Here is a 13,589-nt window from a genome sequence, read left to right on the forward strand (position 1 = left end):
CCACGTATGCAGCTGATAGTTGCGTGTAGACGCAGCACCGGACGCTACCGATACTGCTCAAAAAGAGACATCATGAGACGTACGGGTCATACCTCACAACGAGGTGACACATGATTAAGGTGAGGATGAAGATTAGGGATGAGGCGGGCCTTCGTCTGGGCTCCCCGACTGCCATCCCCTCTGCAACCAGCGCTACTTGATCGTCTGTACCGTCTCGCGAAGTTCTTTCAACTCAGCAGCTAGCAAGTCGAGATGCTGGTCTCGCTGAGGCTGATCCTCTTTGAACTTCCACAGCCGCTTGAAGATCGCTCCGAGTTCCTTCTTATGCGTTACCGCCAACGCATAGGCCGGTGTTTTGCTTTGTGCATCCGTCACACCGCAAAACGAATCACTCAAGGCATGGAACTGATTGTGTAGGTCGTCGAAAGCCGTATCGACACCCTTTCCACCCTTCGCCTTGGAGGCGGTCGCCTCCATCATACTGGTGAGGTTCATCATCGTCTCGACACCGTTCGCTCCCTTCGCCTGCGTGGCATAGTCACCGGCTCGGGGGTAAAAGAGATAACTGCAGCCGCTCAGGCTCGTCAACATCAGCACCATCGCGAGCAATCCTATCGTTCGCTGCATACAGGCCTCCATTCGAAACATTGATGACCCACGAGCCGCTCATTCGGCAACCCTGGTCATGATATCTGCACCCTGTCCTATCCTGTCAGCATCCCTTGATGTGCACGCGTCACGCAACACGACCGCGGAGGCCGGCACCTTACGGCTTCCTCGTATAGGTGATCTCCATCATCTTCGCTTCCTTGCCGTGCCCGTGGTTCCCATACATCTCGAACGTCTGCGTATTGTGGTCCACCAACTTCCAGACTGCGCGATGGCGCATCTGCCCGCCGCCCGGTTCGGGATGCGACCCTTTCAGCGTGATGGTCTTTCCGTCGGCACTTGCCGTTCCTTCCATGATAAAGATTCCCGTTCCCATGGTGTCCATCCAGGCGGTCACATATTTTTTGCGCACGTTGTCGTAGGCATCGATCCCGATTCCCGAAAACGGCTGCCCCATCATCTGGCTGTTGAACTCCTGATAGAGAAAGCGTCCGTCCAACAGCATCTTCAGTTCAGCGGTCCCGCCGGCTTCCGTGGGAGGTTTGCCCGGCTCCATCCACTCCTTGGTCGTCGTCGTCCAACTGCCGGCCAAACCAGCAAACGCCTGATGCGGCTCGCCGGGCTGAGCCAACTTCTGCCAGAGCTCCATCATCGCCTGCGGGTCCATCTGTTTGTCATGTTTTTTCTCTTTAGCGAAAACAAACGACGTGCTCATGACCACCGCAAGCGCAATCAGTGTCACCGTAATGTATCGCATCATAACCTCCTAATTTTGACTCAGAGGAGTTGAGTATCTTCTTCTAGAACTATGCTCGTCTCATACGATCAGATCAAGTCTGGCCATACCCCACTCCCACTGCTTCCCGGCCACTCGCGCCCGTAGCCGCTCTTCCTGCTCTCTAAGCGCAGGTGTACTTGCAGTCTGTCGAAGAGACCCCGCACGAGCTGGAACACAACCGGCTCGCTGATCGATCCATACGTGTGTCACGATCGCACCCACGGCATAACCGGCAGAAGACTGACGGCGATTATGGTTGTGCCTCCCAGTCCTGTCTGCGTTCACTGCCCCTCATAGGCCCGTTGAACAAGCTGTAAGTCCGGCTTGGTCATACTGAGAATGGCCACCATGACCCGCTCCGCCCTCGCAGCATCCTGGTCGCGCGACATCTCATCCCACGCCGGCACCACGATCTGCCATGAGAGCCCAAACTTATCTTTGAGCCACCCGCATTGTCCCTTTTCTCCACCTTGAGAGAGGGCCTCCCACAGGTAATCAATCTCGTCCTGCGTCTCGCATTTCACCATCAACGACACCGCTTCAGAAAACGTGAAGATCGGGCCGCCGTTCAGCGCGAGAAACTCCTGCCCATCGATCTCAAACGCCACCGTCATGACCGACCCCTTCGGCCGTCCCGAGACCTCCGCGCCGGCTTGGCCATAGTAGGTGATAGGACCGAGCTTCGCCTTCTTGAAGGTCGCCACATAAAACTTCGCTGCCTCTTCGGCCTGATCGTCAAACCACAAACATGGCGCTATCTTTTGCATGACAGGTCACTCCTCGATAAGAGCCAATGGCTTATGGCGTATAGCCCATGGCACGAGAGCAAGATTCATCCGTGCCTTCAGGCCTTCGCTGTTTGCCACAGGCTATGATCCATATGCTCTCCATCCTGTTTATCCCCCCGCCATTGCCCCAACAACGAGCAACGGCTCAGCGCCCGTCACGACAAGCTCAGGGAGCGGACTGTCAGCCGACTCGTGCGACAAATCCTGCTCGCAGGCAAAGAAACGAATGAACGGCCGCCGCTTGTGCGTCACGTGGTCACGAATAGTTCCACGTAACATGGGATACCGAGCCTCAAGCGCATCGAGCACGGCCCGTTGCGTCACTGGAGAGGTCACATCCAGCGCCACTTCCCCTGTCACACGCGCCAAGGTCCGCAAATGCTGTGGCAATATGATTCGTACCATGGTTTGTCTCTCATCTCGTGGGCTGGAATACGTATCTCGTGAAGCGTATCTCGTATCTCGCGAACGGTTCGATAAACGTTCAACTCCTCGTGACCTCTCACCCGCTACGCCTCATCACAAGGCTGCTCAAAATGGACGTCCAGCAAGGCCGCACCTGACGATTCTTGGCGAGCGCTCAAAACGCCTTTCCAGCAAGGCCGCAGCCGACGGAGGCGCCGGAGGCGTAGCCTTGGGGCTACGTTGAGGACGCGTCCGAGGCGAGAACGCCGCTGGAAGGCGGTTTCGGCGTCTCGCTACAGGGCCTGAACCTCTACAGACAACACCCCCGGCAAATCCCGCACAATCGCCGTCCAACTGTCACCGCCGTCGCGGGAGGCATAGACCTGCCCACCGGTCGTCCCGAAATAGAGCCCACAGGGCTCCAGTGAATCCACTGCCATCGCGTCCCGCAGAATGTTCACATAACAATCCTGTTGCGGCAGCCCCTTCGTGAGGGCCTCCCATTCATTGCCGCCGGTCTTGCTGCGATACACCCGGAGTTTCCCCTCCGGCGGATAATGTTCCGAATCGCTCTTGATCGGCACCACATAGACCGTATTCGGTTCATGGGCATGCACCGCAATTGGAAACCCAAAATCGCTCGGCAGGTTGCCGCTGACTTCATGCCACGAGTCGCCGGCATCGTCGCTACGCAGGACATCCCAATGCTTCTGCATGAACAGCACGTTCGGACGTGACGGATGCATGGTAATGCGATGCACACAGTGGCCGACTTCGACATCCGCGTCCGGCAACTCATATGGTGATGTGAGACCGCGATTGATCGGTTTCCAGGTCTTGCCGCCATCGTCGGTGCGGAAGGCCCCCGCCGCAGAGATGGCAATGTACATACGATTGGGCCGGCTCTGGTCCAACAGAATGGTATGCAGGCACATCCCTCCGGCGCCAGGCTGCCAAAGATGGCCCTTCGCGCTGCGGAGGCCCGGCAGTTCACTCCAGGTTTTGCCCCCATCCGATGATTTGAAGATTGCGGCATCCTCCGCACCGGCAAAGACCGTATCCGGATCGGTCAGCGAGGGTTCCAAGTGCCAGATGCGTTTGAACTCCCATGGCCGCTGCGTGCCGTCATAATGCTGGTGGGTGGTCAGCGGCCGGCCGGTTTCCGTCGACGCATCGTAGACGAACATGTTGCTGGCGCCATTGGGCATCCCGTCCGTCCCCATCAAATCTTCCGGTTTGGTTCCCGGCGGGTTCCAGGTCTTGCCGCCGTCATCCGACCGCTGAATCACCTGGCCGAACCAGCTGCTGGTCTGCGAGGCATACAACCGATTCGGATCGACAGGCGACGCTTTCAGATGGTACATCTCCCAACCACCGAAGTAAGGCCCCTGCACGTCCCACCGTTTCCGTGTACCATCCGAGGTGAGGATGAACGCGCCTTTCTTCGTCCCGACAAGTACCCGTACCCGGCTCATATCGGACTCCTTTCTCAACCGTGAGTATTCCGTAACGCGTATCTCGTCGTTCGTATCTCCTGAAACGTCTGAAGCATTCATTCTTCACGCGTCACGGCAATCCAGTGATCTCCCTCACTTGCCGCACCTCAACCGTCCCGATGCGCGCGCCGGGCACCCGACCGGCAATCGCCACGGCTGCATCACGATCCTTCCCCTCGATCAGAAAATAGCCCGCCATCTGCTCCCGCGTTTCGATGAAGGGGCCGTCGGTGACAATGGGCGTACCTTCTCGAACCCGAACGATCGCCGCCGTGGCAGCCGGGTGAACCGGCGAGGCGTGCACATACTCCCCCTTCGCATCCAATTGATGGCAGAGCCCGATCGATTCCGTCAGCAGGCCCTTCTTTGTCTCGTCGCTCATCTGCTCGAATGCCGTTTCGTCGTGATGCACCAACAAGATGAATTTCATGCCGCGCCTCCACAAGGCTCATCGATCCGTGACCTTAATCGACCGAACCATCACGCACAGCCGCCCTCTTTGATCGGCCGCACCTCGATACTGCCGTACTGAGCGGCGGGAAACTTCGAGGCGATCCGGACGGCGTCGTTGAGATCTCTGACATCGATCAACAGGTACCCGCCCAGCTGCTCCTTCGTTTCAGCAAAGGGCCCATCGGTCGTGGAGACCTTCCCGGCGCGTACCCGCACCGTCGTTGCCGCTTCGACCGGGTGAAGGGGAGAGGCTCCAAGAAGCTGTCCGTTTTGTTGCAGCTCATCACAGTAGGCCATCGATTCGTCCGACAACGCGACTCGCTGATCCCGGGGCAGGGCATTCAACGTCTTTTCTTCGACATACACCAGGCAGAGATATTTCATGACCACTCCTCTCTCGAATGGATTCACGGTGCTAAGGGGCTACGACTGCATTGAGAATGCTGAACAAGCCAGGCCAGCCAGGCCAGCAGGGCCGCAGTGAGCGATACAAGAACGACGCTGGAGGGCTTTTGTGCAGCATTCTCACTTGGCGCGTTCGTTCATTTCCCATAGGGCAAACGTATTGCCCTCCGTCTCCTGACAGATCGCGAAATAGCCCATGCCGGGCACTGCCGTCTTGAGCTTGCAAATCGTGCCTCCCAGCTTCTCGACCTTCTTCATTGCCATCGTCACCGACGGCACACCCACATAGTTGGTGATGGACTGTTCCGGATACAGACGTGGCATCAGGCCGCCGTCGGGCGTCGCATCCTTCCCCCCAGTATCAATGTGCCAGTAGTCGTCGATGGCGGCAGGAATTTTGGCGAAGCTCCAGCCAAACAATGCGCCATAAAATTTCTTCGCCCGGTCGAGATCGTCGGCGGGCACCTCAAACCAGACAACACTGGCCGCCGCCTGTGGTTTCTTCACCGCCCGTTTCTTGGTCCTGGTCGCCATCATGTCCTCCTTCTGTTCGTTATCCCCTTACAGAAGATAGTCGTCGGCATCGGGCAAAATCGACATGGCACAACGAACCAATGAATCGCTTATAATTTCGAGTTGTTAGGAACTCAGCACCTCCGACTCTACCTCGGCGGTAACGACCACCACCGCCCTTGCAAGCACGATCGCCAACGTGCAGCATAGGCTGGGCGCCGACCAATCGACGAAAGGAGCGACATGAAGGTCACGGACATCGCGTTCACCTGTTATCCGGTTACCGACCTCCCGCGGGCGCGGCGGTTTTATGAGGGCCTGTTGGGGCTCAAAGAATCGCGGTTTTTCGGCAAGGGAGACAAGGGGTTCGTCGAATACGATCTCGGGTCGAACACGCTCAGCATCGGAAACAGCGCACCGGATTGGAAGCCGTCCCCAGGCGGCGGGTCGGTCGGTCTCGAAGTGGAAGATTTCACCGCGGCCATTGCACGCCTCAAGGAGCACCAGTGCCCGTTCCGGCTTGAACCGCTGGAAACACCCGTCTGCCACATGGCGATCGTCTCAGACCCGGATGGGAATTCCATCATTATCCATCGACGGAAATCCTGATGCGAGGGACGGCATCCGTTGGCGATCGGAACGTCTCCACCAACCTTGGTCCCTGGCCTGGGCTGAGAAGAAAACCCTTCAGCGTGGGAGGTCTGTTGGCATGCACTTGAACTTGAATGGTCTGACCGCTCTCGTGACCGCCTCGACCGGAGGCATCGGGCTGGAAATCGCGCGCTCCCTGGCCATCGAAGGGGCACGAGTCATCGTCAACGGTCGCACACCGTCCAGCGTCGAGACGGCATTGGCGGAACTCCGCCGGAGCCTGTCCAACCTCGACCTCGTCGGCCTGGTGGCTGATAACGGCACCGCCGAGGGATGCGCGACAACCCTCTCGACCTGGTCGGAGGTCGATATCCTCGTCAACAATCTGGGTATCTACGAAGCCATCGGATTTTTCGATGAGACAGATGCCGCCTGGCAGAAGATATTCGACGTCAATATCATGAGCGGCGTGCGGCTGGCACGACAGTATCTCAAGGGAATGTTGGCACGCGGCCATGGGCGGATCGTGTTCATCTCGAGTGAATCAGGGATTTCACCCGCGCCCGAGATGGCGCACTACAGCGCCACCAAGACGATGCAGTTGGGAATCGCTCGCTCCTTGGCTGAACTCACCAAAGGCACAACGGTCACGGTGAACTCCGTGCTCCCCGGCCCCACACGCACCGAGGGAGTTGAGAAATTCATCCGGGATGTCTTTCCCGGCGTTCCTCAGACGGAGGCTGAACGTCGATTCATTGCGGAGAACCGTCCGACGTCCCTCATCGGTCGCCTGATCGAGCCCCGAGAAATCGGAGACATCGTCGCCTTTGTGTGCAGCGCGCGGGCGTCGGTCATCAATGGAGCCTGTATCCGCGCCGAAGGCGGACTTGTGCGCACAATATACTGAGGGGGCAGACAAGCCGGCGACCTGTACCGACCTGGGCGCCACGGCCACAGAGGTGTGACCAACAGGTGATCAGCTGAATGGCGATACGGTTCGAGTGCGAACCCATCTGCTCCAACGCATCATTGGCCGCTTGGGGCATACCCGACATCCATTCACAGCCTACGGCGATCACCACGTCGTGCATGCGCAATTGCCCGATCACGTGCGAGCACGCGCCCTACTCAGTCGGCCAGCTCTCTCAATCGTCCCTGCAGGAACCTCCGCTCCGGTTCCTGTTGCGTAAGGCTCACGGCACGCTCATAGGAAGCCCGGGCATCTGTGTGATGCCCCAGTCGCCGGCAGAGGTCGGCTCGAACGGCATGCGCCAGGTGATAGTTCACGAGTTCGCCTCGGGAAAGAATCGCATCGACCAAGGCCAGCCCCGCTGCCGGACCGTCGCGCATCGCCACAGCCACCGCCCGATTCAGCTCGACCACGGCTGACGGCTCAGCCTGCACCAGCACATCGTAGAGACCGACGATCTGCGCCCAATCGGTCGACGCGGCATCGGGGGCTTCGGCATGCACGACGGCAATCGCGGCCTGAATGGTATAGGGACCGACCTGACGCAACGCGAGTGCCCGCTCCACCAGCGCGGCTCCTTCGAGCATCTGCTCCCGATTCCACAACGAGCGATCTTGATGCTCCAGCAGAATCAGATCGCCGGTCGGCGAGGTGCGCGCGGCGCGACGCGAGTCGTGCAGCAACATCACCGCCAGGAGCCCAAGGGCCTCGGGCTCTGGCAGCAACCCGATCAACAGTCGGCCCAAACGAATCGCCTCACCGGACAGATCGTGCCGGGTGAGCGAGTCCCCCGACGAGGCGCTATACCCTTCATTAAAAACCAGGTACACGACCCGCAGCACGGCATCCAGCCGGTCAGGCAAATCGGCTGCCGAGGGCACCTCATACGGAATGCGGGCGTCACGAATCTTCCCCTTGGCCCGCACGATACGTTGCGCAATGGTGGCAGGCTTCGTGAGAAATGCGCGGGCGATCTCATCGGTCGTGAGACCGCAGACTTCGCGCAACGTCATCGCCACTTGCGTTTCTGGCGACAAAGCAGGATGACAGCAGGTGAACATCAGCCGCAGCCGGTCATCCTCGACCGCCTCGTCGTTCCAGTCTTCGGGGTCGCTCGTGCTAAGTTCCAGGTGTCTGGCGAGTTCCGTCAAAGACGCGTCGAAGCGGGCGCGCCGTCGCAGGCCGTCGATGGCCTTGAAGCGGCCGGTGGAGACAAGCCAGGCCCTCGGATTGGCCGGCACCCCCTCCCGCGCCCACTGCTCCACGGCCACGGCGAAGGCATCGTGTAGGGCCTCTTCAGCCGTATCGAAGTCCCCAAGCAGACGAATCAAGGTGGCAAGCACCTGGCGGGAGTCCGAGCGGTACACCGACTCCACCAACTCGCGCGCCTGCCTGGATTGGTCCTCGCTCACGGTCGACACACCTTTCAGTCACTCTCCGCCACGCACACTCGTGCCGCCTCCACAGGCATCTGATCATTCCTACGTCCGACCCAGCTGTGCCTTGGCCTCCGGACTCATCATCTCCGGCTTCCAGACAGGATCCCATACGAGATCGACGTCCACCGAACGCGCCTCCGGCAGCTCGCGCAAAATCGCCGAGTGCACCATCTCCATCAACAATTCTTCCATCGGACAGGCGGGCGTCGTCATCGTCATGGCCACATGCACCTGACCATCCCGCACCTCGCTGCCGTACACCAATCCCAGATCGACAATATTGACACCCAGCTCGGGATCAACCACCTGCCGCAGGGCGTCGAGTACGCGTGGGTCGGAACCTGCACTCTGTTTCTCCATCGTCATTCAACTGATCCTTTCACCGGCAACACCGCCGTCTGCCTGCCGCATACATCACGAGGTCCGGATTTCCACTCGTCCCGCTTGCGCCGGAGGACTCTGCAGCGCCGACACCGTGTTGACGAGAAACAGGAGCAGCGTCACGGCATTGAGCAGGCCGCCGACTTGGCGACCAGCGCTCCACCCTGCCGCGTCACCGATGAGACGCAGACACAAGGTGATGTGCAGCAGAACCACATGCGCATAAAACAGCGGACGATAGGTCATCCTCGCGCCAAGCACCGCCGGAAAGATGATCGGCGCATGGGCGAAGATCATCGCAAAGACGAACCCAAGAAAAAAGGCATGCAACGTGGCGTCATACTTCGGGCCTACCGGCATACCGCCGAACAGCATGGCGCACAACCCGCTGATGCCGAGCCAGACATACCCAGTGAGGAGGCAGATCGCAATGAATCGCGTCAGCCCTGTTTGCTTGACGGTTCGCCTTGCGATGTCATGCCGTCCCAACCACAGGGCGAGACCGACCAGCCCCACCCCGAACACACGAACACCGCCGTCATACGACCAGCCCAGAAGCAGTAGCCCGGTGAGCAGGATGCCGAGCAGCAACAGAAACGCCGCCTGCGCGGCTCCGCTCACCTGCTGCAACCGGGCCAGCTCCAAACGCTCACCGGCAATGGTTACCACCAGAAACGCCGCCCACCAGAAGACAACCAGAAAAACCGGCCATCCGAGACACCAGAGCAGATTGCCCGACGCCCACAGAATGGCCCCGCCACCCATGGTGAACGTATACAGCGCCGGATGACGGCGAACGATCGCCGCAAAGATCGCCACCAGCCCGAGGCTGCCGGCAAGGATCGACAATTGCGCCGCAAGAAGCGGGGCTCCGACGATCAAGCCCACACCGCCGAGTCCCGTCAGCAACGGCGCGGCATAGGCCCAGGGACGAGCCAACGCGACCGCACGCTCCAAACTGATCAACGTGCCCAGGAAACAGGACACCATGAGCGGGCCATGCAACGAGGAAAATCCAGCCCGCGGGAGCGGGACGTTCCACCCGAGCCGCGCAAGCCCCGCCCACAGACCTGTGAGCAATGCAAGCATGCCCAAAGCCAAGAGCGGAAGACGTTGAGGGTGTCGGACAACCATAGGCGCGAAAACTTTCTGTCAGGATACCCGGGTCGGAGGCATCGACACATCGCGACCTGAGTCTGTATCCAGGCGATAGCCGGCCCGCTCCAAGGTGCGGCGCAACGTGGTCATCACCGCAGCGCTGTCGGAATGCGGCATCACAGCCACCGGCGGGGCGGCGCGCAATGCCGTCAGTAGTGACTCGGCTTCGAAACCAGCCCGCTGATCGCAAAGATCGTACACACCACCAGGGCCTTCTTCCAACGCATTATGATCCGTCAGCAAGCGTCGGATAGTCGCCAGGATCGTAGGGGTTGGCGTGGGCATGAGCAACGTGGCCAATGCGCCGTGATCGAGTCGAAGCTTGGCGGCCATCGGCAACGGGTCCCCGCCACGCCATCGTTGGACGACAGGAAACAGAATCTTCTCCTCCATGCCGATGTGGCGAAGCAGTCCGGCGCGGAATTGATCGTACGCCTGGTGATTGACCTGCCCCGACTCGGCTACCGCCGATTGCAGCAATATATCAAGCCGTCGATGATCCTCAGCGAGGAATTGCTCAAGAAGCCCTGCATCCCTGCCCTCCTTCATGCACGCACTCCCATCATGCCATACGTTTCGTCCAACGCCCGCGAGTCAACCGCGCCCCGACTTCCCTGCCTCGATCCAAGCTTGCCCCGGCTGTTGCTGGACTGTGTCGAGCGGTAAGGGACGGCAGACCCGCTACTTGGTGCGGACCTTTACGACCACAGCGGCCACTTGATCCAGGCGCAGGGTGGCATCGAAAAATTCCATGCCACTCAGTTCGCTGAGCAGCACCGCCTGCGTCCCGACCTTGGCCACCTTCCCATCGAGATCCTGCCCGGAGAGCAGCTTGATCTTCACCCGTTTGCCGACCTGTTGTTCAAGGAGCTGACGCATGACATCCGGGCTGTTGAGTTCGACCGTCGAGTCCTCGGCCGGTACGGAAGGGACACCGACAAAAGCCCCGCCAAGTAACCAGAGGAACAGCACCACCAAGCTCAATCCCGCTCGTCCCCCACGATGCCGCATACACACCTCCTTGAAGTGACCACCGGCCCGGCTGCCGATTCGAGGGCCATTCCCCGCAACAGTTCACGTCGCGGGAGAATACCTGGGGCACCGCACAAAGTCACGCGCGGTCAAGCTATTCGGCAGACCTTCCCCACCCGCAGGAACCGCGGCACATCTTGCTCCGCCGCAAGACAAGGAACCAGCCTCGGCTTTACAGATTTCAGGGGGCAGGCTATCATCCCGGAAGGTCCGTACGTACCTCACCTCAATCCGTAAGGAGACACCGATGGGCTGGATGGTCCTCGCCACGTTGATCGTGTTTCTAATGATCGTCATCGGCATGTATAACTCGCTCGTCCGTCTCCGCGCCGCCTGCGAAAGCGCCTGGGCCGATATCGACGTACAGCTCAAGCGCCGGTACGATCTGATTCCCAACCTCGTGGAAACCGTCAAGGCCTATGCCGCCCATGAGAAGGGCGCGCTGGAAGCCGTGATCAACGCCCGGGCGAAAGCCATGTCGGCACAGGGCCCCGAGGCGAAAGGCGCGGCGGAAAACCAGCTGAGCCAATCGCTGAAATCCCTGTTTGCCCTCGCCGAAGCCTACCCGCAATTGCGGGCAGTGGAAGCCTTCAACCAACTCCAGGGCAGCCTCAATCAAATCGAAGAGGCCGTGCAGAACGCCCGGCGCTATTACAATGCCGTGGTCCGCGACTACAATGCGAAGACCCAGGAGATTCCCACCAACCTCATTGCCGGCTGGTTTAATTTCGTCGGCCGCCAGTTCTTCGAACTCACGGACACCATCCAACGCGAGCCACCACGGGTGCAGTTCTAGCGTGGGCCGACCCGCCGGTTCGACCGTGAGCGCCGGGCGAAAACCACGGCTTGCGCCGCGCCTGCTCATCGTCCCTCTGCTCTGCCTCCTCACCTTTAGCCACCTGCTCCCAGCGGCAGCCCGTTCGTTCGTGCTCAGCCGGTTCGATGTCGAACTCCAAGTCCTGTCCGGCGGAGACCTGCTGGTCACGGAGACCGTCAGTCCCCGTTTCGAAGGAGCGTGGAACGGAATCGAGCGACTGATCCCCATCGAATATCGGACGCCGCAAGGCTTTAACTACAGCCTCCTGCTGGATCGCGTCACCGTCACGGATGACGCCGGAACACCGCTCAAAGTCGACAGCAGTCGAGAGCGGCACTACCGGAATTTCAGGATCTGGATTCCAGGTGCGACCGACGCCACCCGAACCTTCGTGCTGAAATACCGTGTCAGAAACGGACTGAAATTTTTCGAGGACCACGACGAACTCTATTGGAACGTCACCGGCGACGAATGGGATGTGCCCATCGAGCAGGCTTCCGTGCGGATCATTCTCCCGCCGCAGACCACAGGCATCCGCGCCCAAGCCTTCACCGGAGCCTATGGCGCACGCGAGACCGCGGCCACCGTCGAGATCGTCGGGGCCGGCGTGTGGATGACCATGCCCCGTGCCCTCGGGTTTCGCGAAGGCCTCACGGCCGTCGTCGGCTGGGACAAGGGCATCGTGGCGGCCCCTACGGCCCTGGATCAGGCACAGACGTTCCTCGTGAGCAACTGGGCGTTGGGGATTCCCCTGCTCGTCTTCATCGTGATGTATCGGCTGTGGGCCACGCGAGGTAGGGACCCGCGACTCCGGCCCATCACGGTCGTCTACGAACCACCGGATCGACTGACTCCCGCCGAAGCCGGCACACTCGTGGATGATAGTCCCGACACTCGCGACCTCACCGCCACCCTCGTCGATCTCGCTGTACGAGGCTATCTTCGAATTGCCGAGCAGAAGGCCGAACACTTGTTCGGCCTCTGGTCGAGTACCGACTATCGCTTTCAGCGCACCAAGCCTGCGCAGGAGTGGGCCATCTTGCCACCCTACGAGCGGCTCCTGCTGGAAGCGTTGTTCAGCGACAGCACCACCGAGGACGTCTCGCTGAGTTCGCTGGAACACCGCTTCTACAAATCCCTGCCCCCTATTCAGGACGCCATCTTCGAGTCGCTCCAACAACGGAAGTACTACGCGCAGCGCCCCGATCGAGTGAAGCAGGCATATCTCATCGGCGGGATTGTGTTGGGGATGCTGCTGACCGTGGCCCTCTCCGCGCTGGCCGGTCGGTGGGGCATGGCGCCGATGACGTTCCTCTGGGCCGGTGTGCTGTCAGGGTTGATCGTGGTCGGGTTCGGCCGCATCATGCCGGCTCGCACCCTGCAAGGCACCAGGGCCCTGGAGGGCGTCTTGGGATTCGAGGAATTCCTGACTCGCGTGGAAGCCGATCGTTTCGATCGAGTCGTGAAGACGCCGGAGCTGTTCGAGAAATTTCTCCCCTATGCGATGGCGCTCGGAGTGGAAAAGAATTGGGCACGAGCCTTTGAATCCATCGTGCTGACCTCACCCGTCTGGTATCAAGGCGTCAATCCGGGTGGATTCAACACCGGCGGGTTCACCAGCCGCATGGGCGACATGGCCACACGCGCCGGCTCCACCATGACGTCGGCCCCACGCAGCTCCAGCGGATCTGGATTCGGCAGAGGCGGATCGTCAGGCGGCGGGTTCGGCGGCGGCGGTGGCCGGGGATTCTGAC

General features: G+C 60.2%; 17 protein-coding genes. 4 read left to right on the forward strand and 13 right to left on the reverse strand.

The window, feature by feature from the left end:
- Positions 1–192 precede the first annotated feature (192 nt).
- The 8 genes from V9G17_05970 to V9G17_06005 form a co-directional block, all read right to left on the reverse strand.
- Positions 193–627, reverse strand: coding sequence for a hypothetical protein (locus tag V9G17_05970; GenBank protein ID MEI2752131.1), 435 nt, complete (start codon positions 625–627; stop codon positions 193–195).
- A 139-nt stretch (positions 628–766) separates the two neighbouring features.
- Complete coding sequence (locus tag V9G17_05975) at positions 767–1,369, reverse strand: DUF1579 domain-containing protein (protein ID MEI2752132.1); 603 nt, start codon at positions 1,367–1,369, stop codon at positions 767–769.
- A 299-nt stretch (positions 1,370–1,668) separates the two neighbouring features.
- Positions 1,669–2,154: a VOC family protein gene (locus tag V9G17_05980; protein MEI2752133.1), complete on the reverse strand. Its 486-nt coding sequence runs from the start codon at positions 2,152–2,154 to the stop codon at positions 1,669–1,671.
- 129 nt (positions 2,155–2,283) lie between these two features.
- Positions 2,284–2,580 carry a MoaD/ThiS family protein gene (locus V9G17_05985; GenBank protein MEI2752134.1) on the reverse strand — a complete coding sequence of 99 codons (297 nt, stop codon included), beginning with the start codon at positions 2,578–2,580 and terminating at the stop codon, positions 2,284–2,286.
- 293 nt (positions 2,581–2,873) lie between these two features.
- Positions 2,874–4,055, reverse strand: coding sequence for an exo-alpha-sialidase (locus tag V9G17_05990; protein MEI2752135.1), 1,182 nt, complete (start codon positions 4,053–4,055; stop codon positions 2,874–2,876).
- A 91-nt stretch (positions 4,056–4,146) separates the two neighbouring features.
- On the reverse strand, positions 4,147–4,506 hold the full coding sequence (locus V9G17_05995; protein MEI2752136.1) for a YciI family protein: 360 nt from the start codon (positions 4,504–4,506) through the stop codon (positions 4,147–4,149).
- Positions 4,507–4,556: 50 nt separating this feature from the next.
- On the reverse strand, positions 4,557–4,913 hold the full coding sequence (locus V9G17_06000) for a YciI family protein (GenBank protein ID MEI2752137.1): 357 nt from the start codon (positions 4,911–4,913) through the stop codon (positions 4,557–4,559).
- A 141-nt stretch (positions 4,914–5,054) separates the two neighbouring features.
- Entirely contained in the window at positions 5,055–5,471 is a 417-nt protein-coding gene (locus V9G17_06005; protein ID MEI2752138.1) for a VOC family protein, read from the reverse strand.
- Positions 5,472–5,690: 219 nt separating this feature from the next.
- Between V9G17_06005 and V9G17_06010 the strand changes: the two genes are divergently transcribed.
- The gene (locus V9G17_06010) at positions 5,691–6,056 is read left to right on the forward strand and encodes a VOC family protein (GenBank protein MEI2752139.1); all 366 of its coding nucleotides are present in this window, start codon (positions 5,691–5,693) and stop codon (positions 6,054–6,056) included.
- A 100-nt stretch (positions 6,057–6,156) separates the two neighbouring features.
- The gene (locus V9G17_06015) at positions 6,157–6,945 is read left to right on the forward strand and encodes an SDR family oxidoreductase (GenBank protein ID MEI2752140.1); all 789 of its coding nucleotides are present in this window, start codon (positions 6,157–6,159) and stop codon (positions 6,943–6,945) included.
- A 221-nt stretch (positions 6,946–7,166) separates the two neighbouring features.
- On the opposite strand, the gene V9G17_06020 is transcribed toward V9G17_06015, so the two are convergent.
- The 5 genes from V9G17_06020 to V9G17_06040 form a co-directional block, all read right to left on the reverse strand.
- On the reverse strand, positions 7,167–8,420 hold the full coding sequence (locus tag V9G17_06020) for an RNA polymerase sigma factor (GenBank protein MEI2752141.1): 1,254 nt from the start codon (positions 8,418–8,420) through the stop codon (positions 7,167–7,169).
- A 69-nt stretch (positions 8,421–8,489) separates the two neighbouring features.
- Positions 8,490–8,813, reverse strand: a complete 324-nt coding sequence (locus tag V9G17_06025) for a metal-sulfur cluster assembly factor (GenBank protein ID MEI2752142.1) — start codon at positions 8,811–8,813, stop codon at positions 8,490–8,492.
- Between the two features lie 48 nt (positions 8,814–8,861).
- A complete protein-coding gene (locus V9G17_06030) occupies positions 8,862–9,917 on the reverse strand; it encodes a hypothetical protein (protein ID MEI2752143.1) in 1,056 nt (351 codons plus the stop codon).
- 63 nt (positions 9,918–9,980) lie between these two features.
- Complete coding sequence (locus V9G17_06035; GenBank protein MEI2752144.1) at positions 9,981–10,535, reverse strand: hemerythrin domain-containing protein; 555 nt, start codon at positions 10,533–10,535, stop codon at positions 9,981–9,983.
- Between the two features lie 132 nt (positions 10,536–10,667).
- Positions 10,668–10,997, reverse strand: a complete 330-nt coding sequence (locus V9G17_06040) for a hypothetical protein (protein ID MEI2752145.1) — start codon at positions 10,995–10,997, stop codon at positions 10,668–10,670.
- Between the two features lie 268 nt (positions 10,998–11,265).
- On the opposite strand from V9G17_06040, the gene V9G17_06045 reads away from it, so the two are divergent.
- Both V9G17_06045 and V9G17_06050 read left to right on the forward strand, forming a co-directional pair.
- A complete protein-coding gene (locus V9G17_06045) occupies positions 11,266–11,814 on the forward strand; it encodes a LemA family protein (GenBank protein ID MEI2752146.1) in 549 nt (182 codons plus the stop codon).
- Between the two features lies 1 nt (position 11,815).
- Positions 11,816–13,588: a DUF2207 domain-containing protein gene (locus V9G17_06050; GenBank protein ID MEI2752147.1), complete on the forward strand. Its 1,773-nt coding sequence runs from the start codon at positions 11,816–11,818 to the stop codon at positions 13,586–13,588.
- Position 13,589 lies beyond the last annotated feature (1 nt).

The organism is Nitrospira sp. (assembly GCA_037045225.1).
In the GTDB taxonomy this organism is placed as follows: Bacteria; Nitrospirota; Nitrospiria; order Nitrospirales; family Nitrospiraceae; genus Nitrospira_A.